20 protein-coding genes are annotated in these 26,925 nt (G+C 36.2%); 10 read left to right on the top strand and 10 right to left on the bottom strand.

All coding sequences use genetic code 11. The features are described from left to right. The first annotated feature begins 337 nt into the window (after nucleotides 1–337). Nucleotides 338–2,248 (top strand): N-acetylglucosamine-specific PTS transporter subunit IIBC, encoded by a 1,911-nt coding sequence (gene nagE, locus GMB86_RS07095; protein ID WP_329602798.1) that lies wholly within the window; start codon nucleotides 338–340, stop codon nucleotides 2,246–2,248. 160 nt (nucleotides 2,249–2,408) lie between these two features. Here the strand turns inward: nagE and GMB86_RS07090 are convergent, their stop codons facing one another. The 4 genes from GMB86_RS07090 to GMB86_RS07080 all read right to left on the bottom strand — a co-directional run bounded on the left by GMB86_RS07090 (nucleotide 2,409) and on the right by GMB86_RS07080 (nucleotide 4,955). Further along, nucleotides 2,409–3,413 carry a zinc-dependent alcohol dehydrogenase family protein gene (locus GMB86_RS07090; RefSeq protein WP_155218152.1) on the bottom strand — a complete coding sequence of 335 codons (1,005 nt, stop codon included), beginning with the start codon at nucleotides 3,411–3,413 and terminating at the stop codon, nucleotides 2,409–2,411. A 122-nt stretch (nucleotides 3,414–3,535) separates the two neighbouring features. Further along, nucleotides 3,536–3,661, bottom strand: a complete 126-nt coding sequence (locus GMB86_RS15960; protein ID WP_268987297.1) for a hypothetical protein — start codon at nucleotides 3,659–3,661, stop codon at nucleotides 3,536–3,538. Next, the gene (locus tag GMB86_RS07085; RefSeq protein ID WP_196220150.1) at nucleotides 3,662–3,889 is read right to left on the bottom strand and encodes a hypothetical protein; all 228 of its coding nucleotides are present in this window, start codon (nucleotides 3,887–3,889) and stop codon (nucleotides 3,662–3,664) included. It abuts the gene before it with no gap. A gap of 100 nt (nucleotides 3,890–3,989) precedes the next feature. Further along, the gene (locus GMB86_RS07080) at nucleotides 3,990–4,955 is read right to left on the bottom strand and encodes a YczE/YyaS/YitT family protein (RefSeq protein WP_230459028.1); all 966 of its coding nucleotides are present in this window, start codon (nucleotides 4,953–4,955) and stop codon (nucleotides 3,990–3,992) included. A 493-nt stretch (nucleotides 4,956–5,448) separates the two neighbouring features. Here GMB86_RS07080 and GMB86_RS07075 point away from each other — a divergent pair, with 493 nt between their 5' ends. Then, nucleotides 5,449–7,857 carry a glycogen/starch/alpha-glucan phosphorylase gene (locus GMB86_RS07075; protein WP_155218148.1) on the top strand — a complete coding sequence of 803 codons (2,409 nt, stop codon included), beginning with the start codon at nucleotides 5,449–5,451 and terminating at the stop codon, nucleotides 7,855–7,857. An 87-nt stretch (nucleotides 7,858–7,944) separates the two neighbouring features. Here the strand turns inward: GMB86_RS07075 and GMB86_RS07070 are convergent, their stop codons facing one another. Next, nucleotides 7,945–8,436: a hypothetical protein gene (locus tag GMB86_RS07070; RefSeq protein ID WP_155218146.1), complete on the bottom strand. Its 492-nt coding sequence runs from the start codon at nucleotides 8,434–8,436 to the stop codon at nucleotides 7,945–7,947. A gap of 138 nt (nucleotides 8,437–8,574) precedes the next feature. Beyond that, the gene (locus tag GMB86_RS07065) at nucleotides 8,575–8,946 is read right to left on the bottom strand and encodes an SLAP domain-containing protein (protein WP_196220149.1); all 372 of its coding nucleotides are present in this window, start codon (nucleotides 8,944–8,946) and stop codon (nucleotides 8,575–8,577) included. Between the two features lie 168 nt (nucleotides 8,947–9,114). On the opposite strand from GMB86_RS07065, the gene GMB86_RS07060 reads away from it, so the two are divergent. The 3 genes from GMB86_RS07060 (at nucleotide 9,115) to cysI (ending at nucleotide 13,961) form a co-directional block, all read left to right on the top strand. Then, nucleotides 9,115–9,759, top strand: coding sequence for an SDR family oxidoreductase (locus GMB86_RS07060; RefSeq protein WP_155218142.1), 645 nt, complete (start codon nucleotides 9,115–9,117; stop codon nucleotides 9,757–9,759). Between the two features lie 595 nt (nucleotides 9,760–10,354). Then, complete coding sequence (locus GMB86_RS07055) at nucleotides 10,355–12,202, top strand: assimilatory sulfite reductase (NADPH) flavoprotein subunit (protein WP_155218140.1); 1,848 nt, start codon at nucleotides 10,355–10,357, stop codon at nucleotides 12,200–12,202. 37 nt (nucleotides 12,203–12,239) lie between these two features. Next, the gene (cysI, locus tag GMB86_RS07050; protein ID WP_155218138.1) at nucleotides 12,240–13,961 is read left to right on the top strand and encodes an assimilatory sulfite reductase (NADPH) hemoprotein subunit; all 1,722 of its coding nucleotides are present in this window, start codon (nucleotides 12,240–12,242) and stop codon (nucleotides 13,959–13,961) included. Nucleotides 13,962–14,164: 203 nt separating this feature from the next. Here cysI and GMB86_RS07045 read toward each other — a convergent pair whose 3' ends face one another. Continuing rightward, the gene (locus GMB86_RS07045) at nucleotides 14,165–15,169 is read right to left on the bottom strand and encodes a LacI family DNA-binding transcriptional regulator (protein WP_329602797.1); all 1,005 of its coding nucleotides are present in this window, start codon (nucleotides 15,167–15,169) and stop codon (nucleotides 14,165–14,167) included. Nucleotides 15,170–15,609: 440 nt separating this feature from the next. Here GMB86_RS07045 and GMB86_RS07040 point away from each other — a divergent pair, with 440 nt between their 5' ends. Further along, on the top strand, nucleotides 15,610–17,295 hold the full coding sequence (locus GMB86_RS07040; protein ID WP_155218136.1) for a glycoside hydrolase family 13 protein: 1,686 nt from the start codon (nucleotides 15,610–15,612) through the stop codon (nucleotides 17,293–17,295). Nucleotides 17,296–17,391: 96 nt separating this feature from the next. Then, complete coding sequence (locus tag GMB86_RS07035) at nucleotides 17,392–18,783, top strand: MFS transporter (protein ID WP_155218134.1); 1,392 nt, start codon at nucleotides 17,392–17,394, stop codon at nucleotides 18,781–18,783. A 215-nt stretch (nucleotides 18,784–18,998) separates the two neighbouring features. On the opposite strand, the gene GMB86_RS07030 is transcribed toward GMB86_RS07035, so the two are convergent. The 3 genes from GMB86_RS07030 to GMB86_RS07020 all read right to left on the bottom strand — a co-directional run bounded on the left by GMB86_RS07030 (nucleotide 18,999) and on the right by GMB86_RS07020 (nucleotide 22,149). Beyond that, nucleotides 18,999–20,510 carry a DHA2 family efflux MFS transporter permease subunit gene (locus GMB86_RS07030; protein ID WP_155218131.1) on the bottom strand — a complete coding sequence of 504 codons (1,512 nt, stop codon included), beginning with the start codon at nucleotides 20,508–20,510 and terminating at the stop codon, nucleotides 18,999–19,001. A 513-nt stretch (nucleotides 20,511–21,023) separates the two neighbouring features. Next, a complete protein-coding gene (locus GMB86_RS07025; RefSeq protein ID WP_155218129.1) occupies nucleotides 21,024–21,338 on the bottom strand; it encodes a hypothetical protein in 315 nt (104 codons plus the stop codon). Between the two features lie 190 nt (nucleotides 21,339–21,528). After that, nucleotides 21,529–22,149, bottom strand: coding sequence for a hypothetical protein (locus tag GMB86_RS07020; protein ID WP_155218112.1), 621 nt, complete (start codon nucleotides 22,147–22,149; stop codon nucleotides 21,529–21,531). 269 nt (nucleotides 22,150–22,418) lie between these two features. Here GMB86_RS07020 and truA point away from each other — a divergent pair, with 269 nt between their 5' ends. From truA to GMB86_RS07005, 3 genes are all read left to right on the top strand, one after another. Beyond that, on the top strand, nucleotides 22,419–23,156 hold the full coding sequence (truA, locus tag GMB86_RS07015; protein ID WP_155218110.1) for a tRNA pseudouridine(38-40) synthase TruA: 738 nt from the start codon (nucleotides 22,419–22,421) through the stop codon (nucleotides 23,154–23,156). Between the two features lie 139 nt (nucleotides 23,157–23,295). Further along, nucleotides 23,296–26,058, top strand: a complete 2,763-nt coding sequence (locus GMB86_RS07010) for a CHASE3 domain-containing protein (protein WP_155218108.1) — start codon at nucleotides 23,296–23,298, stop codon at nucleotides 26,056–26,058. A gap of 12 nt (nucleotides 26,059–26,070) precedes the next feature. After that, nucleotides 26,071–26,925: CheR family methyltransferase (locus GMB86_RS07005; protein WP_155218106.1), on the top strand; the 855-nt coding region annotated here is incomplete at its 3' end.

Below are 26,925 nucleotides of genomic sequence, written 5' to 3'. Positions count from 1 at the left end.
TGGAACAGTAAACTAAATAAAATAATTAACGGGTACAAGTCTAAATAAGATTTGTACCGTTTTTTTATGTGCCTAGCACGGGTGTAATCTCTAGGGTGAAGTTCCGAACTGTGAAAGTAGAAGCTGTATAGGGAATCTATCCTTAAAAATAAAATTAAAAATTTATTCCTCACAAAAAACCTTGTTATGGATTTCTCCAACTCACTCCAAAAAAAAATCATATTAAATGTATAGACAACTATATAAAATTATGTAATAGTTAATACATTAATATTTCTTAATAAAAAGAAAATTGTAACAGTAATGAAATTATTGTGTTTTTAGGGAGGGGTTAATTGTGCTAGGATTTCTTCAGAGGATTGGTAAAGCACTTATGCTTCCAATTGCAACATTACCTGCAGCAGCTTTATTGCTGCGGTTGGGTCAACCAGACTTGTTAAATATTCCATTTATTGCGAGTGCAGGGAATGCTATTTTCGCCAACTTGCCTATTATTTTTGCCATCGGTATTGCTATTGGCTTCGCAAAGGATAACAATGGGGCTGCGGGATTAGCAGGAGCAATTGGTTATTTTGTGTTAAGTGCAGGTGTACAAGCTTTAAATAAAGAAGTAAATTTAGATGCATTAGGTGGTATTGTCACAGGGGTTATTGCTGGTTTATTATATAATCGATTTCATACAATTAAATTACCTGATTGGTTAGCCTTCTTTGGAGGCAGACGTTTTGTTCCCATTATTACTTCAGCAGCGATGATTGTACTTGCTTTTATTTTTGGTTTTGTTTGGCCAGGTGTGCAACATGCTTTTGCTTTACTCGGTACATGGATGTATGATTTAGGTGCATTTGGTGCTGCGTTGTATGGTATGCTTAACCGATTATTACTTCCTCTAGGTTTGCATCACGTTATTAACACACTTATTTGGTTTCAATTTGGAGACTACCATGGTGCACATGGTGAAATTACACGGTTCTTTAAACATGATCCATCAGCAGGACTGTTCTTATCAGGTTATTTTCCAATCATGATGTTCGGTTTACCAGCGGCATGCTTAGCTATGATTGCTGCGGCTAAACCACATAAAAGAAAAGCGGTCTCGGGGATGCTCATAGGTATTGCATTTACCTCCTTCCTTACGGGTGTAACTGAACCTATTGAATATTCATTTATGTTTTTGTCACCACTATTATACGGCATACATGCATTACTTACGGCAAGCTCAATGGCTGTATCTTATCTATTAGGAATACATGCTGGATTTGGTTTTTCTGCTGGAGCTATAGATTTTTTTCTAAACTTCAGAATCGCTCAAAAACCAATTTTATTAATTGTTCAAGGATTAATTTATGGTGGAATCTATTTTATCGTATTCTACTCTTTAATTAAACGTTTGCATTTAAAAACACCGGGACGGGAAGACGATGATGATACTATTGAGAACAATCAAAATGGATTCAAAAAAATTACTTCGGATGATAAATATGCAGTTATTGCAGCACAATTTATACAGGATTTAGGTGGAGTAAGTAATATTACCAGTGTCGATAATTGTACAACACGATTAAGATTGACTGTCCAAGATTCTCAACTTGCTGATGAACATGCATTAAAAAAACATGGTGCACATGGTGTTGTTAAACTAAATAAGAAAAATATCCAGGTTATTGTAGGAACCAATGTTGAATTTGTCGCGGATTCTATGAAAAACCAATTAAAATCACCTTTTGATCTATCACAAGTATCGGCCAATCTAGACATTGAGAATAAACCTTCTAACGTGACCCTGACAACTAATTTGGGTCATTTAGCCTTTTCTTCTCCTCTAAAAGGAAACTTATTGAACTTAGAAGAGGTACCCGACCAAGTGTTTTCACAAAAGATGATGGGAGAAGGATTTGCGATAGATCCTAAGGATGGTATTGTCATTTCACCTATTAATGGTAAAGTGACAAGTGTTTTTCCAACGAAACATGCGATTGGTTTACTAAGTGATGACGGACTTGAAATTCTCATTCACATAGGAATAGACACGGTTAATCTGAAGGGTGAAGGGTTTACAGTATATGTAAAAGAGGGTGAATACATTACTAAAGGTGATATTCTAATAACCTTTAATTTAGATGAAATTAAAGACAAGGTACCGTCTGTCATTACACCGATTATTTTTACAAATCTTCCGGAGAATAAACATATTACTTTAGAACAAACAGAAGAGGTTGACCTAAAAGAGATCATACAAATCATGTGAGGATAATGGAGTCAGACACCGGAAAACCAAAAATAATATCAACAAAGCATAACCAAAGTTATTTTACCTAGCTTGTGGTTATGCTTTTTTATCGGTTTTATACTCAATGTTTAAAATTCATATTATTAGCATTTTAAAACAATGATGTCTTTTAATGTTTCTATGCTTCTAAATTAATCACAGCTTTTGTGATTTTTTCTTTTATCTTTCCAGATAGAAAATCAGGAACTTGTTCCAGTGAAAATTCGTGAGTAATGAGCTCATCAACAGCGAGTGATTTATTAGAGAGGACATGGATGGCTTCATTCATTGAATGAGGATTTATGAATGCTCCTTTGATGGTTAGCTCGTTAAAGAAGATATCATATGGGTTAATTTGTATAACATTCTCTGGAGCTCCGACACCAAACATGAGAACTTGCCCCCCACGTCTCGCAGAAGCGATAGCCCGTTCTTGTGTTTTTGTTACACCGACACATTCAATGACGATGTCATATTTTTCATGATGTTCAGTTTCCTCGGGATTAAAAACGGTTGTTGCCCCAATTTTTTTGAGTAAGTTAACTTTTTTAGGATTACGGTTGCTTACATCGACTTTTTTTATACCGTGATTTGTTAAATATTTAACAAACAACTGTCCTAATAATCCATCCCCGACAACGAGAGCCGTATAATGAGATTTAATATCTATTTGATTAATTGCATGTAGCATACAACTAACCGGTTCAGCCATAGCCGCTTCTTTAAAACTTAAGTGATCTGGAATCTTATAGACATTTGTTTCAGGGACATTAACATATTCAGCCATGCCACCATTTCGAGTGACGCCGATAGCCTCCATATTTTCACAAAGATGAGGCTTATTATCATGACAAAAAGAGCAAAAACCGCATGAAATGTTTGGATCAATTGAGACGCGGTCACCAACTTTGAGATTACTTTTAACTTTAGGTCCTAATTCAGTAATCACTCCAGAATTTTCATGTCCTAGAATGATTGGGGGTTCAGCCTTAGCAGATCCAGGTAAACCATTAAATAGATGCTTATCTGTGCCGCAAATGCCAGCATATTTCATCTCTATTTTAACTTCATTGTCCTTTAAAGGTTCGTCAGGGATATCTTGGATTTCCATTTGTTCTATTCCAGTTAAAACTAACGCTTTCATGACTTCAAAACTCCTTATATTGACTTTATCCACATCACATTGTATTTAATTTACCCAAAATCAAGATGAGTGAAACATGTCACTTTCGTTAAATAGGAAAAGGATTTCCTCATTTTACACATTTAGAAAACTTTTGTATAATTGCATCTTAGGAATTGAGGTCCTTCGTTAGGGAATTGTGCTGCTACAAGGAGGGATTGAGCTGCTTGAAAGCGCAATTGAGCCACTTCAGTAAGTGATAGAGCCACTTAATAACGTAATTGAGGCACCTCATAAAGGAATTGAGCCGTTTGACAAGGTAATTGAGGCGGTTCATAGAGAGATTGAGGAACTTGATAATGCAATTGAGCCAGTTCAGTGACAGATTGAGCTGCTTGATAAAGTAATTGAGGCACTTCAAGGAGGAATTGAGCACTCGATAACGTAATTGAGGCACTTCGCAACATAATTGAGGACTTCACAAAATATTGATCCACTTCACAACATAATGGAGCCGCTCCCAACATAAATGAGGCACTAAAAAAACCAGATAGAAAATGGACCTACTATCTGGTTAATAAAAGGGGACATTTAAATTCATTTTTTTGAAACTTTACGATTAGGCATGTCTTTTTTTTCTTCAATTTTCTTCTGGTGTTTCAATGCTCGTTTTCTCATGTATTCCTCTTTTTTTAATATCCCGTATAGTTTAACAGTGTTACTAAAAACAGTTTTCATGTTTTTCATGGTTCGACGTGTTTGTTGGACTCGTTCTTCTAATTGTTCATCGGAATAACCGGACAGCTTTTCTTGTGTAATAACCGTTTGATTGTAACTGTACTTGACGAGGTTAACCGTATATTTACCGGCAGTATCTAGACCAAGTCCGATTTTTTTCCCAGAAGGATATTTGCCGAAGTCGGCCACACTCTCTACAAGTTTTTTGCTAAAATGATTATCCCAGAAGGTAATTAATGGACCGGCAAAGAATGAGATGATAATTGTAGCAGGGCCAATAGGTCCCCCAGCAATCAAGGCCGCAGCCATAAATCCAATATCCTGTATCATACGGCAAAATTTATATTTGATATGCAATCTTTTTGATGCAATGGGAGCAAGTGCATCATAAGGGGCTACGCCAACTTTCGCTGTCATATAGATCGAAGTACCGAGCGTAAAGAAAAGTAAACCGAGGATCCCATTAGCCATTTTAGTGAGTATGGTTGGCTGATAATTAAATAAAAGGGAATAAATATCTGAAAACCAATCAATCATAAATCCAGCACAAACCATATTAATAATCGTACCAATACCAATCTTTTTTCGGTCTAATAATAATACAATGACAATAATAACAACGTTCATGATAAGTTGGAAAACACCTAAACTCAAGCCGATTTTTTCTGATATGCCTAGGTTAAGAGCTGTAAAAGGATCTAGTCCGACGCTTCCTTGTTTACATAACATAGCGCCCATGGCAAGTATTGCAACACCAACCAGCGCCAATAGAGATCTAAAAAAAATTTCTAATTTATTATGCGGTTTGTCTACATTTTCCGACAAATGATTCCCCTCCGTGTAAATATTATCTGTATTACTGCAGTATTATCTCAAGTGTGAACCATATTCTCTATGGATATTTTACCTTCAATATTCCGTTGCCATTCTTAGAAAAACCTTGTATTCGTTTGTGAGATTTTTGTGATAATTTATCAACTCCTATTAATAAGTCTAACAAGAGGCAAATAAAGAAGCAAATAAATCAATGGTGACAGGTATCGAAAAAAGACAAAATTCGCCTATTTGTTCTTGTGGAAACGACAGTAATAAATGACTTTTCTTTAAATTTTTAGGTACAATGTATTGTAATACATCACGGTTAATACACTATTATTGTATAACATCCTTGCTTATTAAATATAATGGTTGCAGTCACTGATCACCAATGAATTTAGCTTGTTATTAAAAATATCTAAAGTCAGACCTCTTAATAAAGTTCTATGAAAGTGGATAGAAGCATATGAAGTATGACTGACCACTTATGGAGGGTACATCGATGAAACTGACAAAAGATAAATTTAAAGAAGACTATCAGCGTTTATTAACGGAGCTTTATTCATTAGATATAAAAGATTCTGAGGTCTCTGAACAATATTTTACATTAGGCAATTTGATTCGTACGTATGCTTCAAATGACTGGAAGAATACAAATGAATCTTATCTAAAAAAAGGTGAAAAGCAGATTTATTACTTCTCTATGGAGTTTTTACTTGGCCGTATGCTAAAAAGTAATTTGTTAAATTTGGATATCCTTGAAGTGGTACAAAAAGGCTTACAAGAATTTGGTATCCATCTTGAAAATTTAATTGAATTTGAAGTAGATCCTGGACTTGGAAATGGGGGACTTGGCCGTCTAGCCGCCTGCTTTATGGATTCCATGGCGACATGTGCGATTCCTGGTCATGGGAATGGTATACGCTATAAATATGGCTTATTTAAACAAAAATTTGTGAACGGTTACCAAATGGAAATACCTGAACATTGGTTGAGAAACGGGAATATATGGGAAGTTAGACGGCTTAATAAGGCCGTAACCGTTCGATTTTATGGCAACGTGTGGTTGGAGAACTCATCTGGAAGGCTTGTCCCGCGTTATGAAAATGAAGAAGCCGTTTTAGCTGTTCCATATGATACGCCAATTATTGGTTATAATGAACAGACGGTGAATACACTAAGACTATGGTCGGCTGAGATGCATCCACAAGATGAGAGTCATGAATATGGCGCTTTTCTAAAGCAACAAAGCCAAATTGAAAATATTTCGGAAGTTCTATATCCGGATGATTCGTATTATGATGGTCGATTGTTACGTCTGAAACAAGAATACTTTTTTGTTTCAGCGGGGATTCAAAGTATCATTCGTCGATTTAAGAAAAAAGATTTACCGATCAGTCATCTTTCAGAGGAAGTCGCTATTCATATTAATGATACCCATCCGGCATTGTGTGTGCCTGAACTTATGCGAATTTTGCTTGATGATGAAGGAATGGATTGGGAGAGTGCGTGGGACCTTACCAAAAAAGTATTGAGTTACACTAACCACACCATTATGTCTGAAGCACTTGAAAAATGGCCAATTGACATGATGAGTACATTATTGCCCCGAATTCATCAGATTATTTGTGAGATCGATCAGAGATATGCTGCAGATATGAGGTATCGATACGATGATCATATGATTGAACGGACACGGATTATCGAGGGTGGACATATCAAAATGGCCCATTTAGCCATTATAGGGAGCCATAGCATTAATGGCGTCGCAAAACTGCATACCGATATACTTAAAGAAAAAGTATTACATGATTTTTATCTCATTTTTCCTTCCAAATTTAACAATAAAACAAATGGCATTACACAAAGACGGTGGTTATTACTCTCGAATGAACCATTACGTCAATTTATTGATAGCAAAATTGGATCTAATTGGGAGGTGAATCCAACCGATTTAACTAATTTGAAAGCGTTTCAGAATGATGAGGATACATTATTTAAATTGGCACAAATCAAGAAATTAAACAAACAACGTTTTGCAGATTATGTAAAGAGGACGATGAATCTAACACTCAATCCTGATGCAATCTTTGATGTTCAAGTAAAAAGACTGCATGCCTATAAAAGACAACTACTTAATCTTCTGCATATTCTCAGTTTATATTTTAAATTAAAGGAAAATCCGAATGCCTATATATATCCAAGGGTTTTTATCTTTGGTGCAAAGGCGGCACCAAGCTATATGTACGCCAAACAAATTATCAAATTGATTAATTCAGTCGCTCACATGATCAATCATGATCATCATATCGGGGATAAATTAAAAATTGTCTTTGTTGAAAACTATAGTGTGTCATTAGCAGAGCGTATCATTCCGGCGGCCGATGTTAGCGAACAAATATCATTAGCATCGAAAGAAGCTTCTGGAACAGGCAACATGAAATTGATGCTGAATGGAGCCGTGACAGTCGCAACACTTGATGGCGCAAATGTCGAGATTCGAGATCAAGTAGGACCAGACAATATCATCATTTTTGGTTTAACAGATAAAGAAGTTTATCAATATTATCATGATGGATCCTATCATGCTTATGACTATTATATTCATAATCCGATTCTTCATCGTGTTTTGAATGCCCTCATTGATGGGACGATCCCAGGCATTGAAATAGAGGGTCAGGATATCTTTGATTCACTTGTTAAATATGGTGATGAATATTTTGTTCTGAGAGACTTTGAAGATTATCGACTTGCTCAAGAAAAAGTTGATCAGATCTACCGAGATACCCTAAGGTGGCAGAAAATGGCTTTGTTAAATATAGCCGGGGCAGGGATTTTTTCATCTGACTATACCGTCTTGCAATATGCAAAGGAAATATGGGATGTATCAGCTAAATCAACACAAGACTAGTTCAAGTATAGGGCACTTGATAAGACAAAGAAAAACACTCAATCGGTACGTTTCCTGATTGAGTGTTCTCTTTTTAGGTAAATAGTTCTAACAGATCACGATAATTTTATATGGTGTCGTTTGCGGTGGGATACTTCTGCTAGTAGGGCCATAAGTAACGATAAGATTTCGGTTGGCGGGGTTTTTTGTAAAGGCTTGCCCATTGACTAATAAAACCTGAGTAAAAGGAGAAAGATTTAATTTTAGATGACCATCACGACTCACTAATTGAGAGTCGAAAAAGTCTACCTTGACATTTTGATATGGGCGATTCTTAGTGATCACAATGGCTTGATATTGGGGAGGGTAGATAAGTGGAACAATCGCGTCACCATCATAGAACCCAGTGATTGCATCTCCAACTGTGATCATTGCATGATCTACAAAGTAAGTTGTTGGACCAGCTATAAAATTCACAACTTTTCCATATCCGTTATCGACGGATATCATTTTATAACAATCAGAACCTTCATCATTTGTTGTTATTGGAAAATCACGTATCATGGTTACATAACCGCTAAAAGACATGAACCTCATCATGCATTTCCTCCGTCGTGAAATTGGCTACTATCTTTATAGATTATGCAGAAAGTTTTATTTTGTTATGGATATGTGAGTTTAGGCATGGTACGGGTTTATACTGCGTTAATGGTGTGATTTACCATAGAAGCAATCATTTTAAAACCCCAAATACCCATTCTCCAACTTCGCATTCTCATCAACACTTTCTTTGGGAAAAATAAACGTCCATGGCATACTCGTTTTCGCTTCAACAACAAGTGTTGGCAAATGAAATACATACTCAGCCATTTGCTTTCTGTCTTCAAAATATTTTATGACTTTATGATCGAAAGTTAGACGTTTCTCACTGAAATTATGTACAAGTACGGTTACTAATAGGCTTTCATTATGGTTTAGTGCTTGCCATAAAGGGACAAAATGAATGGTATTGTCGTCATTTTTTGTTTTCATGTACGTGTCATGGATCATTTGACGGTCTTTTACACAAATGGTTTTATCCCAGGAAGATTCAAAGAATAGTTGTTGCAAGTCATCACATCCTTCTATAATTAGGAAAAGGTACATACGTTCATTCTAGCATAGCTTAACTTCTTTTTTTATAGGTGATTGAGCTTGACCAAGAAGGTTTTAGCAAATGATTTGATTTAAGTCATAGACCTTGAAATAATAATGTGAAGTGAGAAGGGGGTTATATTTATGAAAGTTTTTGTCGTTGGTGCCAACGGGCAAATAGGTAAACAGATTGTCTCTTTATTAAGTAAAAGTGATCAACATGAGGTGTGTGCCATGGTTAGATCAGAAGAGCAGGCATCGAAATATAAAGACTTAGGTGTAGAAGCCAGAGTAGCAAATCTTGAAGGAACGGTTGATCGTATTTCTGAGGCTATGATAGGCAGTGATGCCGTTGTTTTCTCGGCAGGTTCAGGCGGTGCAACCGGTTCAGATAAAACATTATTAGTCGATTTAGATGGTGCAGCAAAAACGATTGAAGCGGCTGAACAGGCGGGAGTGAACCGTTTCATCATGGTTAGTGCGATTCAAGCCCATAACCGAGAGAATTGGAATGAGTCAATTAAACCTTATTATGTAGCCAAGCACTATGCAGATAAAATTTTAGTAGGAAGTTCTTTAAATTACACGATTGTTAGGCCGGGTGGATTGGTGAATGAACCTGGTCGAGGTAAGGTCACCATATCTGAGAATTTAGAACGTGGTTATATCCCTCGTGAAGATGTTGCCAATGTTATAGTGGCAGCTCTTGGTGAAGAACATACCTATAGGCGTTCGTTTGATTTAACATCGGGAGAAACGTCCATAACTGAAGCGCTCAAATCCTTTTAATCTTTTGTTAGATGCAAAAAGGCTACTGATTTTTACTACTTAAACATAAGGTCCTTTGCTTTAAATAAGCAGAGGTCTTATGTTTAATAAAAACATTTTTGTATGCAAACCACTTACTAATGATAAGCTAGAAATAAAATCCGAATGTAAGATGATCCTTGCGTGGAATTTATCCTAATATAACGTTCCATAGTCTTATATTTTCAACAATGAGAAATATTTTTAGAAATTTTAAAAATACCTTGATATTTTTATGAATATAATTTACAATAAATCAAAGTTAACAAATAGAATTAATGCTCTTATTTTTCAGATGTCCATTCATTAAAAAAGTGGGATAATTTTTTAATGATAATTCCGACTAAACTAATTTGATTACCGAGACATGGATGTTTTAGGATCAAAATAGGATATATCCCATATAAATTTGCATAAAAAGGGGAAGGGCTTTCAAGACTATTATATTCAATAAAACAGTGTGTGTATACATACTACGGAGACCAAAAATATACATTCTGTGAATTATATTAGAAACGTAGCATAACACCCTAGATGTATTAGCCATCAAAAAATAGTTCTTAGTGAGGTGGAATGAATGCAATTACAAGTAACAAGCAGTCCTTTTAGTAAAGAACAGGTAGAGCTCTTGAATCAATTGTTACCGTCTTTGTCAAGTCATCAGAAAATTTGGTTAAGTGGATATTTGTCCGCCGTTCAGCATGAGTTTGATGAAGTGGCAGCGACCGCAACCCTAGAGCAAAATGGTTTAGAGGGTGAGGTATCTGTTCAAACAACCAGTCAGGTGAAAACTCGTGACATTACCATTCTATTTGGGACGGATACAGGGAATTCCAAAAGACTTGCTGAAACATTTTCACAAAAGTTAGAAAATCAAAACTTTAACGTCAGTTTCTCCTCAATGGAAGATTTTAAACCTAAATCTATCAAAAATGTCCAAGATTTACTCATCGTGACAAGTACGCATGGGGATGGTGATCCACCAGATAATGCATTATCTTTCCATGAATTTCTCCATGGTAAGAAGGCTCCAAAACTTGAAGGAGTGCGTTTTTCCGTCCTTGCACTAGGAGATACATCCTATGAATTCTTCTGCCAAGCAGGTAAAGACTTTGATAAACGTTTAGAAGAATTGGGAGGAGAAAGACTGTATCCTCGAGTTGATTGTGATCTAGACTATGAAGAACCAGCTGCAGAATGGTTTGAAGGCGTTTTAGAAAAGTTAAAAGAAGATCAAGCAAAATCTGCCGAAATTAAGGGTATCCAAGATCAAGAACAATCGATAACTTACCATACGAATTATTCGAAAACGAACCCATTTAAAGCTGAAGTCTTAGAGAATATCAATTTAAATGGACGTGGTTCGAATAAGGAGACACATCATTTGGAGTTAGACTTGGAAGGCTCAAATTTAACGTATGAACCAGGAGATAGTCTCGGAATCCTTCCAGAAAATGATCCAGCGATTGTCGATGCGATCATAAAGAACTTAGGATGGAATCCGGATGAATCACTAACTATAAATAAACAAGGCGATTTGCTATCAATTCGTGAGGCACTCTCTACCTATTTTGATATCACATCCTTAACGAAGCCGTTGTTAGAAAAAGCTGCCCGGTTATCTGAAAATGAAGAACTTAAGAAATTGGTGGAGTCGAATAATAGAGATGATATCAATGCTTATATCGATGGTCGTGATCTTCTTGATTTAATTCAAGATTTTGGTCCATGGAAGGCATCAGCAGCTGATTTTATAAAAATTCTACGAAAACTTCCGGCACGATTATACTCAATCGCTAGTAGTTTAAAGGCTAATCCAGATGAAGTGCATCTTACGATCGGAAAAGTGAGCTATCATGCACATGGGCGTGATCGGAAAGGTGTTTGTTCCGGACAAATATCCGAACACGTTCAAGTAGGTGATCGATTATCTGTATTTGTTCAGAAAAATGACAACTTTAGATTACCGGAAAACCCAGATACCCCTGTTATTATGATTGGTGCTGGAACAGGCGTCGCGCCATATCGGTCATTCTTACAAGAGCGCGAGGAGATAGAAGCAAAAGGTGATTCATGGTTATTCTTCGGCGATCAACATTTTGTTACGGACTTCCTTTATCAAATTGAATGGCAAAAATGGCTTAAGGATGGCGTTCTGTCTAGGTTAGATGTCGCTTTTTCTCGTGACACTGATAAGAAAGTCTATGTTCAGCACCGCATGTTAGAAAAGAGTAAGGACTTATACGAATGGCTCGAAAAAGGAGCCCATGTATATGTGTGTGGTGATGAGAAACATATGGCAAAAGACGTTCATCAAACGCTATTAACCATTATTGAAAAAGAAGGCAACAAAAGTCCCGAGGAAGCAGAAAACTACGTAGCATCGATGCGTAAAGAGAAACGATACCAACGTGACGTTTATTAAGAGACTTATTGGCTCATAACGAAAGGAGTTTCATAGAATGACACAAAGATTCCCTTATGAAGCAGGACCACCCGATGATATGGAACGAATTAAAGAAGAAAGTCACCACCTTCGTGGTAAATTGGTTGAGAGTTTTGCCGATCCAATTACAGCTTCTATTCCCGTTGAAGAGACAAAGATTTTGAAATTCCATGGAAGCTATATGCAGGATGACAGAGATATTCGAAATGAACGAAAAAAACAAAAGCTAGAGCCGGCCTATCAATTTATGATTCGCGTTCGTTTGCCTGGTGGAGTAGCTACGCCAGAGCAGTATTTGACCATGGATAAATTAAGCGAAACTTATGGAAATGGAACGCTCAAGTTGACGACTAGACAAACATTCCAAATGCACGGGATACTAAAATGGAATTTGAAGAAAACAATGCAAGACATCAACCATTCGCTTATGGACACGATTGCCGCTTGCGGCGATGTCAACAGGAATGTGATGTGTAACGTTAACCCTGATCAGTCTAAGGTTCATGCTGAAATCCATGAATTGGCGCATAAGGTCAGTGACCATCTCCTTCCTCAAACGAGAGCCTACCACGAAATCTGGTTAGATGAAGAAAAAGTGGTTGATAGCCGTGAGGAAGTAGAACCACTTTACAGCGATTTCTATTTACCAAGGAAGTTTAAAATTGGTATTGCTGTTCCACCATCAAATGATATTGATGTCTTTTCTCAAGACCTTGGTTTTATTGCAATATTAGAAGATGAAAAACTCGTTGGCTTTAACGTCACCATCGGGGGTGGTATGGGAAGTACCCATGGTAATACGAGTACCTATCCACAAGTTGGTAAGCTTATCGGCTTCATTCCGAAGGAGAGGTTGGTGGACGTTGCAGAAAAAGTACTGACGATCCAACGTGATTATGGCAATCGTTCCAATAGAAAGAATGCTCGTTTCAAGTATACCGTTGATCGATTAGGAAAAGAATGGGTCTTGAATGAGCTTAATCAACGATTAGGGTGGAATCTAGAAGAGGCACGTCCTTTCCATTTTGATCGTAACGGTGACCACTATGGTTGGGTCAAAGGGAATGGCAAATGGCATTTGACCTTATTTATCCAGAATGGCCGAGTGGTCGATACTCAAGATTATAAGCTTAAAACAGCATTAAGAGAGATTGCAAAAGTTCACACGGGTGATTTCCGGATGACACCAAACCAAAATTTAATTATTGGCAACGTCACTCAGGAAATGAAACCTATTATTGAAAAACTAGTTAAAGAATACGGTCTCACTGATGGAAAACAAAATTCTGCTTTACGTCGTAATTCGATGGCGTGCGTAGCCCTCCCAACTTGTGGACTTGCAATGGCGGAATCTGAACGTTATTTGCCATCTCTTATCGATAAATTGGAGCTTATCCTAGATGAAGCAGGATTAAGAGAAGAAGAAATCACGATCCGTATGACAGGTTGTCCGAATGGCTGTGCAAGACCAGCTCTTGCCGAAATTGGTTTTATCGGTAAAGGACCAGGAAAATATAACATGTACTTAGGTGCAAGTTTTACTGGGGATCGTTTAAATAAGTTATACCGTGAAAATATTGGAGAAGAAGAAATCATCGCGACACTCAAACCTATTCTTTTTAACTATGCGAAAGAAAGAAAAGAAAATGAGCATTTTGGTGATTATGTGATCCGGGCAGGATACGTAAAAGAAGTTAAGTCAGGTCTTGATTTTCATGATATTCCATCAAAAGCATAAACGTGCTAAAGAGCTTTTATAATGTATCGATTACCACGAGATTACTTTCTCAAATAGAAATAATGATTAAAATCAAGAAGGATACCAATGAAGGGATAATGGTATCCTTTTTATTTTGTTCGAACATAGTTAGTCAACATAGATTTAAATATTAATACTGCTTAATATAAATTGAACCTATTTTGAAAATGAGATATAGAAGTCTATTTCAACAAACGGACACTCTCTCTATTTTTTAAATAATGCGGTATAACCCAATGACGTGGAGTAATGGTTTCACCTTTAATTAATTTAATAAGATTACGAGCTGCCGTCATTCCAATTTCTGTAGCGGAGTATTTCACCGTTGATAATTTAGGACGAATAATGGATGCCATGTCAATGCCATCAAAGCCGTAAATGGATATATCGTCGGGTACACTTAAACCTCTTTCATACAAATAATTAATAGCACCGATAGCTATACGGTCCGTGGCACAAAATATAGCTGTTGGTATATCGGTTGTTTCACATATTTTACGCATTGCCATCATTCCATCTTCCACGGAGACTCCGCATTCTATGACCCAATCACCATTAATGGTTATACCCGCTTCGGTTAATGCTTGCGCATAGCCTTGATAACGATGATATCCTGAAGCGATATCTTCATTTCGTAAACGTAGCATGCCAATTTTCCGATGCCCTTGTTGAATAAGATAGGTCACCGCTTCATAGGCAGCGGTTATATTATCTATATGGACGGAAGGGATGGCATCTGAACGGTCTCTACCAACCAAAATGCATGGAATATTGGTTTGTTTGATATTCGTAATAAGATTTTCTTTTAAGTAATCACTAGCTAAAATAATACCGTCTGCTTGTATTTCACGGAACTTATTGAAATAATGGAGTTCATTTTCAAGCATTCCGGAAGTTAAACTTAACATCGTATTATAACCATATAATTCAGACACATGATTGATGCCGTGAATCAAGTCATCAAGAACGGTATTTTTCACATCTGGAATCATGACACCTAGTAAGTAAGATTTATTTTTGGCAAGGTTTCTTGCCATTGCATTTGGAAGAAAATTTGTTTGTTCCATGGCCTTTAGAACCCGCATGCGGACATCCTCATTGACTGGTTTACTGTTGTTAATAACTCTAGAAACCGTAGCGATGGAAACGCCAGCCATCCGAGCAATATCTTTGATAGTTATTTTCACATCGGTTCACCCATCTTTCATTCGATTAAAGCAATAGCTAGTTTAGGAAAGCGTTATCATTAACTTTATTTTATCATAATTGTGGTGTACATTTCACTTGACAATAGACAAAAAAATCTTATAATTTAAATCAAGGAAAGCGTTTTCCTGGCTTTGAATTAAAACACTTTTTAAAAGCAACATTTATCCCGCCTTAACGGCAAGTAAAGACCCCGACCTCAAGGTTCTGAGTATTCAAAGAAGATAGGTGGGGGATCAACTGCCCGTAAAGGTCCAACCATCAGTGGAGGATGAAGAAAACCTCCACTGATGGAAGTTTCACTTTATAAATGATCTAATAAGTAAAACGATGGTTATTCTTTTTACAATATATTTTTTGGAAAGCGCTTACCTAGGGAAATTTAAAAAATGCCATGTAACTAGGGAAAAGGGGTATTAAAATGCAAAAGCAGTGGTGGAAAGAGAGTGTCGTTTACCAGATCTATCCTAGAAGTTTCAACGATAGTAACAATGATGGCATTGGAGATTTACAAGGTATCATCTCCAAGCTGGATTACATTAAATTTCTTGGTGCAAATGTGATTTGGATTTGCCCGGTCTATTCATCTCCAAACGATGATAATGGCTATGATATTAGTGATTATAAAGGAATCATGGATGTTTACGGAACAATGGAAGATTGGGAGCAACTTTTGGAAGAAATTCACCAAAGAGATATGAAACTCATTATGGATCTTGTGCCAAATCATACTTCAGATGAGCATCCTTGGTTTATTGAGTCACGTTCTTCTAAGAATAACCCGAAAAGGGATTGGTATTATTGGCGTCCAGGAAAAGACGGAAAGGAGCCTAATAACTGGGAGTCTATTTTTCTAGGATCCGCTTGGCAATATGATGATCTTACTGATGAATATTACTTGCACTTATTCTCAAAGAAACAACCCGATTTAAATTGGGAAAATCCAGAAGTTCGTGAGGCACTATATAATATGATCACTTGGTGGTTAAACAAGGGAATTGACGGATTTCGTATTGATGCTATCACGTTTATTAAAAAGAAAGAAGGACTTCCAGATGCACCTAATTTGTATGGAACTCGTTATGTCCCAGCATGGGATTGTCACAGAAACCAACCGGGGATTCAGAACTTCCTTTCAGAGTTGAAAGAGAAGGTGTTTGATAAATACGACATAATGACAGTAGGGGAAGCGGATGGAGTCGATCCAGAGGGATCATTATTGTATGTAGATGAGACACAGGGAAAGTTTAATATGATCTTTCATTTCGAACATATGGGGCTGGATAGTGGACCTAACGGCAAATGGGATGTTGTGCCATGGCAGCTTAAAGATCTCAAAAAGGTCATGACAAGATGGCAAGTAGGTTTACATGAAAAAGGTTGGAATGCGAACTATTTAGAAAATCATGATCAGCCACGTTCGGTTTCTAGATTTGGAGATGACAAGAAATACTATAAGGAATCGGCTAAAATGCTGGCTACATTCCTTATGACACTACAGGGAACTCCTTATATTTATCAAGGCCAAGAAATTGGAATGACGAACGTCAGATTTGAATCTATTGACGATTATAGAGATGTAGAAAGTCTAAACCTCTATCGTGAGAACGAAGATAAAGGAAATGAATCCATCCAAAAGGCTTTAGAGTGTATCTACGCTAAAGGTCGAGATAACGCTCGCACACCAATGCAGTGGAATGATCAAATTAATGCTGGATTTACTGAAGGAACCCCATGGATTTCGGTCAATCCAAATTATAAAGAGATTAATGTAGAGAAATCGTTAAATGAAAAAGATTCTATTTTTCATTATTACAAAGAATTAATTCAACTAAGAAAGGAACATGAAGTTCTTATTTATGGTGATTACCATCTAATTCTTGAGGATGACGATCAAATCTATGCTTACATTAGATCTTTGGAGGATGAAGCAATATTAGTTATTCTAAATTTTTCAGAGAAACCAGCTAATTTTGTTTTACCAGAGGATTTGGGTTACACAAGCCAAAGCCTGCTTATTGCTAATAAAAAAGTAAGTTCAAATGGAAAATTAAACATGTTTACCTTGCATCCTTACGAAGCTCGTGTATACAAATTAACAAATTGAAATTTACTTAGCGAGAAGTGCCAACGTATCAAATGAGGTAACAGTCTCAAATCTTATCAATAATCATCTGAATTTTAAGAACGAGGAGAATGATTCATGATTACAAATACGAATAAGCAAACGGTCGCGAGCCACACTCATGTTTCAACAGTTCATGAAATTAAGTTAAAAGAGAAAATAGGGTATGGTTTTGGAGACTTTGCCAGTCAATTACTTTTTTGTACGGTTACGACATTCTTAACGTTCTACTATACGGATACGATTGGTATCGCTGCCGGCGTAGTAGGAACATTAATGTTAGTCGCTCGTGTCCTTGATGCATTTGTGGATATCGGTGTTGGCGTTCTTATCGATAAAACAAAAAGCAGGCATGGTAAGGCTCGTCCATGGCTCATTTGGATGGCCGTTCCATTTTCAATTTCTGGAGTTATCTTGTTTACAGTTCCAACAACAAGTGCGGTGATCACCTTAATTTATGTGTATGTGACATATCTTCTCATGAATTTTATTTACTCGGCGATCAATGTTCCATATGGTGTCATCAATTCATTGATTACTCAAGATGCTTATCAAAGGTCTGTTCTCAATATTTTTCGTATGGTATTAGCCAATGTGGGAGCTCTGTTAGTAACATTTTTTACACTTCCTTTAGTAAGCGCTTTCGGTGATGGTAAAAAAGGATGGATCATCACTATCTCGATTTATGGAATTCTTGGTATGATTCTATTCTTTGTCACATTTGCTTCAACTAAAGAACGTGTTAAACCATCTGTTGTTAAAAAGGATGTTCCACTTAAACGAGGATTAAAAGCGTTATTTCGAAATAAGTATTGGGCATTAATGGTTGTATTTGCTATTGCGTTCTTTGCCAATAATGCACTTGGAAGCGGAATCAATGTCTATTATGCGCAATATATTTTGAACGATAAAAATCTTGTTGGTATGCTTGGTATGGCTACATTGCTGCCACAATTGATCGGTTTCTGTGTTTTAGCTTTTGTAATAAAACATATTGGGAAACGTAATTCTGCTTTAGTGGGGAGCGTGATCATGATTGTAGGGTCATTGATAATCGCTATTCAGCCACATAATTTGGTGATCGTTATGATAGGGCTAATCATTAAGGCGCTCGGTACAGCAGCTATTATGGGAACTGTTTTTGCCATGCTAGCGGATACGGTCGAATATGGTGAATGGAGAAGCGGTGTCCGTACGGAAGGACTTGTTTACAGTGCCGGCAGCTTCGGAACCAAAGCTGGAAGTGGTCTAGGAATTGCTCTTGTTGGGTGGGGCTTAGCCATTGGTGGATACGTTGGTGGACAAACAACTGTAAGCGCTTTAGCTCATTTTTCCATTCAATTCATGTTTATTTATCTCCCTGTAGTCTTTTGTGTTATTCAAATTGCGATACTATTGTTCTACAAATTAGATCAACAATATACTGACATTGTAAATGAGTTGCAGAGTGTAAGGGATCTTAATAGATGAGAATAGAATTAAAGTATATGTTAACTAATGAATCAAAGTAAGATAATCGAACATGCTAAACTTCAATCAGAGGGAGCTTCCATTTCCTCTGATTGATCAACCTTACTCTTAGAAAAGGAGTATATTAACAGTATCAAGTTATTAATTTATTCATCTTACAAAGCAAAAGTGAAACAAAGCCAATAATCCACTAGGATTATTGGCTTTGTTTCACTTTATCCTCTTTTTTCTAACAGTATTACTTTATTAACTTCTTCCTTCTCAATCTCTTCTTTTGAATCTTGAGATGTTCGACGTATGAAGAAAGCAAGTATAAAAGCTACAACCGTTAATCCTGTTGCAATCAAGAAAGCTTCATTAATTCCTATAACGGTTGCTTGTCTTATTACGGTGGCCATTTGTATTTTATCAGCGGGGTTAATATGATGATCTAGAATGATTTGTTTGACATGTATGGCTTCACTCTTCGTCATAATAGAAACAAAGAAGGCCATTCCAACAGCACCTGCCACCATTCTGAGCGCATTAACCATAGCCGTTCCAAATCGGTTAAGATTTAAAGATAGCTCATTTAATCCAGCTGTAAAGATTGGCATCATGATCAAAGACATTCCAAGCATCCTAGCTGTGTAGACCAAGATGACATAGGTGAAGGTGGTATCTAATGTAAGTTTTGTTAATAAATAAGTCGTCACAATGGTTATAGCTAAACCAGAAACAGCCAACCATTTAGCCCCAAAACGATCGAATAGCTTTCCGGTGATAGGAGACATGATCCCCATAACAACACCGCCAGGAAGTAACATTAATCCAGAATATAATGGAGAAAATCCTCTAGCATTCTGCATGTAGATCGGCATTAGAATCATACCAGAAAACATGGCCATGGTAATGACAACGTTAATAACCGTTGTCAATGTAAAAGTGTTATAGCGGAAAATGCGAAATTCTAAAATAGGATTTTTAACAGTTAATTGACGCCATACGAATAAAGCCAAACTTAGTATGCCAATAACAAACATAGTTAAAACAAGTCGACTGGTCCAACCCATGGTACCTGCTTCTGCAAATCCATACAAGATGCCTCCAAAGCCTAACGTTGATAGAATGACACCTAATACGTCTAGCTTTGAACGCTTAACTTCCGAAACATTTTTAACCATCTTAATTGAAAGGAGAAAATTCAGAAGCGCGAATGGGAAAATAATAAAGAAGAGAACTCTCCATGAATGATGTTCAACGACCCAACCTGATAATGTAGGACCGATTGCTGGAGCAAAGTTCATTGCCACTCCAAATATTCCCATGGCAAAACCTCTTCGGTTCAGCGGAAAAAGAGTGAAAATAACATTTGTAATCAATGGAAACAGGATACCAGCACCAATCGCTTGAATGACACGTCCGATCAAAATAATAGAAAAACTTGGTGCAATCCCGCAAATGAAAGTCCCTAAAGTGAAAAGTCCAATGGATGAGAGATAGAGCTGTCTTGTCGTAAAACGAGACATTAAGAATGCTGTAATAGGAATAACAATACCGTTAACGAGCATAAAGATTGTGGTTAACCAGTTGGCAACATCTGCCGTGATATGAAGAGAGTTCATCATTTGTGGTAACGCTACATTAATGAGAGTTTGATTAAGAAATGCCACAACAGCTCCTGCCATCATAATTCCAAAAATGGTGCGTCTATTATATGTTTGAGAACTAATAGTTTGTTTATCCATTAGTGTGGAAACCTCCTTATCGTAAGTTTTTTAAGAAAATGGGTGTATATCCTTTTATTACCGCAAAAATGTATCATGTACACATAAAAATCCCGCCTAATCATAGCGGGAGAAATCTATAAGTATATATCTATATATAATTAATTCGTATACAAATTATTTGATGACTTACACATGTTATTTGATTTATTGTCTCCTGTCAATAGATTTGCTTGAACTTGTTTTATGTTTTTGTCTTTTTCGCTTATGTTAGAAATGGTAGTACTTGGAATAACAGAAGACTCCCAACCCAAGGTCATGAGTGTAAACGAGCATTCCTAGGGGGGATAACGGCCCGTATGAGCCCGATTGGTTCAGACTTAAAAATGGGGGATGATTGAAGTTTCACTTTATGTAAGGTAAATCAGTCATTTTATAGGTGAGTGTCTTTGATGAATTGATCCTTTTAAGCCCATAAAAAAGGGACTGACGATGAACGGGATCACTAACTAGTCAGTCCGTTTACTATTACTGCTATTTATTACGATCTTTTTTAGAACTTGATTTACAAGTCCCAGCTTTAATAGACCCACCATCTTTTGCAATATTACCATAGTTTATGATAGTAATATATTTCTCACAATCTTTGTCGTGCTTATATGATTTCTTTTTATCATCCTTACAGGAGTTCTCTTTATGATCTTTATAAGATTTCTTATCATGATCTTTATAAGATTTCTTTTCATCATCTTTATGAGATTTCATTTCGCAGTGTTTAGAAGCGTCTTTTTTGTGATCATCCTTTTGATGATGGTTTTTGTTTTTTTTGTTTTTTTCATGCCCTGGCATCATGTCCCCCCCTTTCTATTATTCGTTCATTAAATAATATGTAATGATGCTATATCCCGATTGTATCCTGGTCCTATTAAAAGCCCGAATTTGATAAAAACAGACATTTTTCTTAGTAACTTAACTTATTGACGATGATTCACTTATGACTGTAAAAACGTAATTAATTTAGAGAGAGACTAAAGTAAAACTAATAATTAATATTCTTACGAGCATCCATGTGATGATTCTTTAATAAAAGAGTCCTATTTCTTATTTTTGTTTTAACACCTGCCCAAATGGAAATAATGAATCCTCCAACTGTATCAGCTATTAAATCGGTCAGTGTATCTGAATTTCCCCCTATTTGCATGTCGGTACCAAATAAATGATCAATACAAAACTCATAAATCTCCCAAATGACCCCTCCTAAAGCAACGATAGAGAGAGTTGATAGAAAAACGAACCAAGGTGAAATGATATCGTCTTCCTCTTGGTGCAGTAATCGTTTGTTTAATGCTCTACCTACAAATGCAAGGACAGGTCCACTGATTAAATGAATAAAAGTATCCCAAGAGCCTTGCCCAAACCATCCTTTAATCGAACCAAAATATTGGGCACCTATTAAGAAAATTAAATAGGAAACGATGATAGATAAGTTTAATGGAATCCTTGTAAAAACAGCAATAAATAGAGGTATTCCTCCACAAAGAATGCCGCTAAGAGCAATAAATGATTTAAACGGGATATTATTTATAAAATAATAGATTGTTAAACAAGCCATAAATATAACATAAATGGAGCTAAGTAAGATAACGATTGTTCGTTTCAAAGTCTTCACCTCAAGTTTGGTATTAGCTGTTTAGAACTAAATTTGATAGCAAATTATTTACAAACACATATACCTCTAAAGAACCATTACCAAACTAAATGGCCATGATGATGAGCTAGAATTAAGATAGGCGAATGGAATAAAATTAGGCTTACTTTGACAAACGTGCCATAAACACTCAAAATTAGTTATAGGGTAGAATCATTTTAAATTTACATAGCTTATTAATTTGTGTTTTATTTATTAAAGACAGTTTAAAGGAGAAAACAATGACTAATTATAAACTAACCATTCAATACGACGGCGGACGTTATAAAGGATGGCAGCGCCTAGGTAATGGCGAGAACACGATTCAAGGAAAATTAGAACAGGTTTTATCTGAATTAGAAGGTGAAAAAGTTGAGATTATTGGGAGTAGTCGGACGGATGCAGGGGTCCATGCTCTTGCTCAAATAGCGAATGTTAAACTTAATAAAAATATAACAGAATCAAAAATCTCAAACTATCTCAATCGTTATTTACCTCAAGACATTAGTGTCATTGAGGTTATAGAAGTCCCTGATCGTTTCCATGCCCGTTATCATGCCAAAGACAAAACGTATCGATATAAAATATGGAATAAGGTCTATCCTCATCCATTTATGCGAAAGTACAGTATGCATATTGAAACTAAACTTGACGTAGACAAAATGATAAAAGCTGGCCAATATTTTATTGGTGAGCATGATTTTACGGCTTATTCAAACGCCAAATCAAAGAAAAAAACAAAAGTTCGTTCAATCCATAGCATGGAAATAGAAGAAAATGAAGGTTTCATTCAAATTAGAGTAAAAGGAAACGGGTTTCTTTATAACATGGTTAGAAAAATGGTCGGTACGTTAATCGAAGTGGGTCTTGGTCACATTGATCCAGACCATATACCAGACATAATAGAATCAAAAGAAAGGAACCAAACGGGTCGATTAGCGGATGCATGTGGACTCTATTTGGAAAAGATCGATGTATAAGTAATTTTATTTCAATGTTAATAGGTCTTCTTTTGATAACTATCATTCATTGAATTTTTTTGATGAATCCTTTTGATTTCTATTTACTTAGTTTACTATTAAGAGTATAAATATTGACAAATGGGTAGGAGGAAAACTAATGGAGAGTGAAGTGAAATTTGGAATACGTTCCAAGATCGTTCTTGGATACATCATTATCATTGCTTGTTTACTTGCATCGGTCGTCCTCCTTAATCATCAGATTAAATCCTTACAAAAGGAAAGAAATTTTATTATTAATCATGATTCTGATGTACATGACCTAACAAACCGGATTGAAAGAGATATATTAGATATGGAAACTGGTCAACGTGGTTACGTAATTTCTGGAGATACGAGCTATTTAGATCCTTATAACAAAGCCGAAGATAGTTGGGGCAAAGATTATGAACGTCTTAATGAGTTACTAAAGAATAACCCAAACCAACAAAAGAAGTTACAAGACATTAGATCAACGATTGAACACTGGATAACAACTATAAGTGTTCCCATTAATCAATTGAAAAAGGATAACCGAACAGCCGAAATCAAAAAATTCTACATAGCAGGTACTGGTCAAAAGGATATGGACTCCATAAGAGATCAGTTTGATCAGTTTCGTTCAACTGAGAGGGCGTTAACTCAAAAACGAGCAACGCAATTGGACAATAAAAATACCATCATAACGATTGGCTTATTTGGAATTCTTCTACTTATCTGTCTCATTTCTATTGTTATGGCAAGTACGATATCAAGATCAATCGTTAGAACAATTAAAGACGTGACGCGTGTAATTAGTAAAATTGCCTCATCCAAAGGTGATCTTACAGAAAGAATCAATGTTAAAACAAACGATGAGATGAAAGAACTCGGTTCGGCCACCAATGCCTTATTGGCTCACATCGAAAAACGTGAATGGATTCAGTCAAACATTGCGGCTATTTTGACGAAATACCAAGGTATATCCTCTATTAACACATTGGGTGAAATATTTCTTTCAGAAATTACGAAGATGACAGAGGCTTCATTTGGTGCTTTTTATGTACGAGAAGAGAATGATGAATTCGTTAAGAAAGCAGCCTTTGCCGATTCAATTGATGATATTGGAAGAGATCGTTTTTATTTAGGACAAGGGTTAATTGGTCAAATAGCGAAAGAAAAGCGCATTATGACATTTAAGGAGATTCCTCGTGACTATCATGTAATCAGTACAGGATTAGGCGATGTACAACCAAAAGGCATTTTGATAACGCCTGTCTTGTTTGAAAATGAAGTTATTGCTGTCATAGAGCTAGCTTCGCTAACTGAGTTTTCTATGTTACATCAAGAGTTAGTCTCACAAATAGTTGAAACGTTTGGGTTAACGGTTAATAGTATCATGGGGCGTATGGAGATTGTACGTCTATTGAACGAGTCAAGGTCGATGACAGAAGAATTGCAAGCCCAATCAGAAGAACTACAAACGCAATCTGAAGAGTTACAAACGCAAACTGAAGAGTCGCAAATGCAGGCTGAGGAATTGCTCACGATTAACGAACAATTGGAAGAAAGAACGAAAGAAGCAGAGGCTAAATCGAAAGAATTAGAACGCGTGAAGAAAGAATTAGAAGAAAAGGCCGACCAGCTGTTACTTAATTCAAACTATAAATCAGAATTTTTGGCTAATATGTCTCATGAATTACGAACACCACTAAACAGTATTTTAATTTTATCTGAGATGTTGGCTGAAAATGGTAACCAAGATTTATCTGAAGAGGAAGTAGAATTTGCAAGAGTCATTCATTCTTCTGGAGAAGATCTCCTCTCATTAATTAATGATATTTTGGATCTGTCTAAAATCGAAGCAGGAAAATTAGATGTTCATTATGGTGAAATTAATATGAGTGAAGTCCCAGAACAGTTAGAACGAACATTCTCTCCGATTGCTAAGAAAAAGAACTTAGACTTTAAAATAAATAAATCCGCTAATGTGGAAGATGTTTTTTATACAGATGAAAAACGGTTCCAACAAATATTAAAGAATTTGTTATCCAATGCTTTTAAATTTACGGAAGAAGGTTCTGTTTCTCTAAATATAAAAAAAATTGAGGATGATGTTCTGACACAAGAGATGCAAATGACTAGCTCAAATTGGCTCGCCATATCTGTTACGGATACAGGAATCGGGATCCCGAAAAATAAACAAAATCTTATTTTTGAATCATTTCAACAAGCGGATGGAGCAATGGTTCGTAAATATGGAGGAACGGGTCTTGGACTATCCATTTGTAAGGAATTCGCTAAATTACTTGGAGGTGAGATCTTCCTTAAAAGCGAGGTAGGAGAAGGTAGTACTTTTACCATCATTATACCGAGCTTGTCAGAAGGATTCTCTAAAGAAAGAGAAGCAAATATGGCTTTCAATGAAGTGGCCTCTACTATAAGTACAGTGAATAAGGAAAGAGTAGGAGCTGATAAGACTATTGAGCAAGATACGGAAGCTTTACATGAATCCAAAGGTGATACAGTATTCAAATCGAAAAATATTCTCATAGTTGACGATGATTATCGGAATATCTATGCCTTAAAAACGACTCTTGAAAAAAGGGGAATGAATATTACCGTAGCTCATGATGGGGTCGAATGTTTAGATATCCTCAAAGACAATCAAGAAATAGATTTAATTCTTATGGATATTATGATGCCGAATATGGATGGGTATGAAACAATGTCCAGAATTCGAACGATGAAGACCTTAACTAACCTACCAATTATTGCGTTAACAGCGAAAGCCATGAAACATGATAAAGAAAAATGCTTACAAGCTGGGGCATCAGACTATATTAGTAAACCATTAAATCTAGATCAATTATTTTCTGTTCTACGTGTTTGGTTAGTAAAGTAAGGAGAGAGATGAATGGATATTGAAAAGCCGGATATAGGGCATGGATTAGAGAACGACCAGCAAATCAAGGTTGAAATTGACTTGTTGCTAGAGGGAATTTATCGGGTGTCTGGTTTTGATTTTCGTCAGTATACCCGTTCTTCTATTTCTCGCCGTATTTCTAATAGAATGAAAATAGATCAAATCCCAACAATTTCGCGTATGCTTGAAAAAGTGATCCATGATCCTGTCTTTTTAGAAAAGCTCTTAAATGATTTTTCCATTAACGTGACTGAAATGTTTCGAAATCCAAGTTTTTTTAAGGCATTTAGGAAAAAAATCATTCCCCGTTTGAGAAATCATTCGGAAATTCGGATATGGCATGCGGGTTGTGCTACGGGTGAAGAGGTATTTTCAATGGCTATTTTATTACAAGAGGAAGGCTTAATGGAGAAAACCGTCATCTATGCTACGGATATGAATGAGCATGTTTTAGAGAAAGCCGCTCAAGGCGTATTTCCCATAAATAAAATGCAAGCTTATACTAAAAATTATATGATGGCTGGAGGAACGCAGGCATTCTCAGAATACTATCTGACGGATCAACAATTTGCTTATTTTCATTCATCACTATTGAAAAATATCATTTTTGCTCAGCACAATTTAGTTACAGATCAGTCATTTAATGAATTTCATGTGATCATCTGCCGTAACGTTCTAATTTATTTTACACCAACTTTACAAAATAAAGTTCAGAATCTCTTCTATGAGAGTTTGAGTAAAGATGGTTTTCTCGGTTTAGGCGATAAAGAAACACTGCGTTTTGCAGATGTAATGCAAAACTATCAAGTAATTGCTGAAAAAGAACGAATCTATCAAAAAGTAAAT

Source organism: Terrilactibacillus tamarindi (genome assembly GCF_009718825.1).
GTDB classification, from domain to species: domain Bacteria; phylum Bacillota; class Bacilli; order Bacillales; family Sporolactobacillaceae; genus Terrilactibacillus; species Terrilactibacillus tamarindi.
This window is presented reverse-complemented; position numbering and strand designations above follow the sequence as displayed.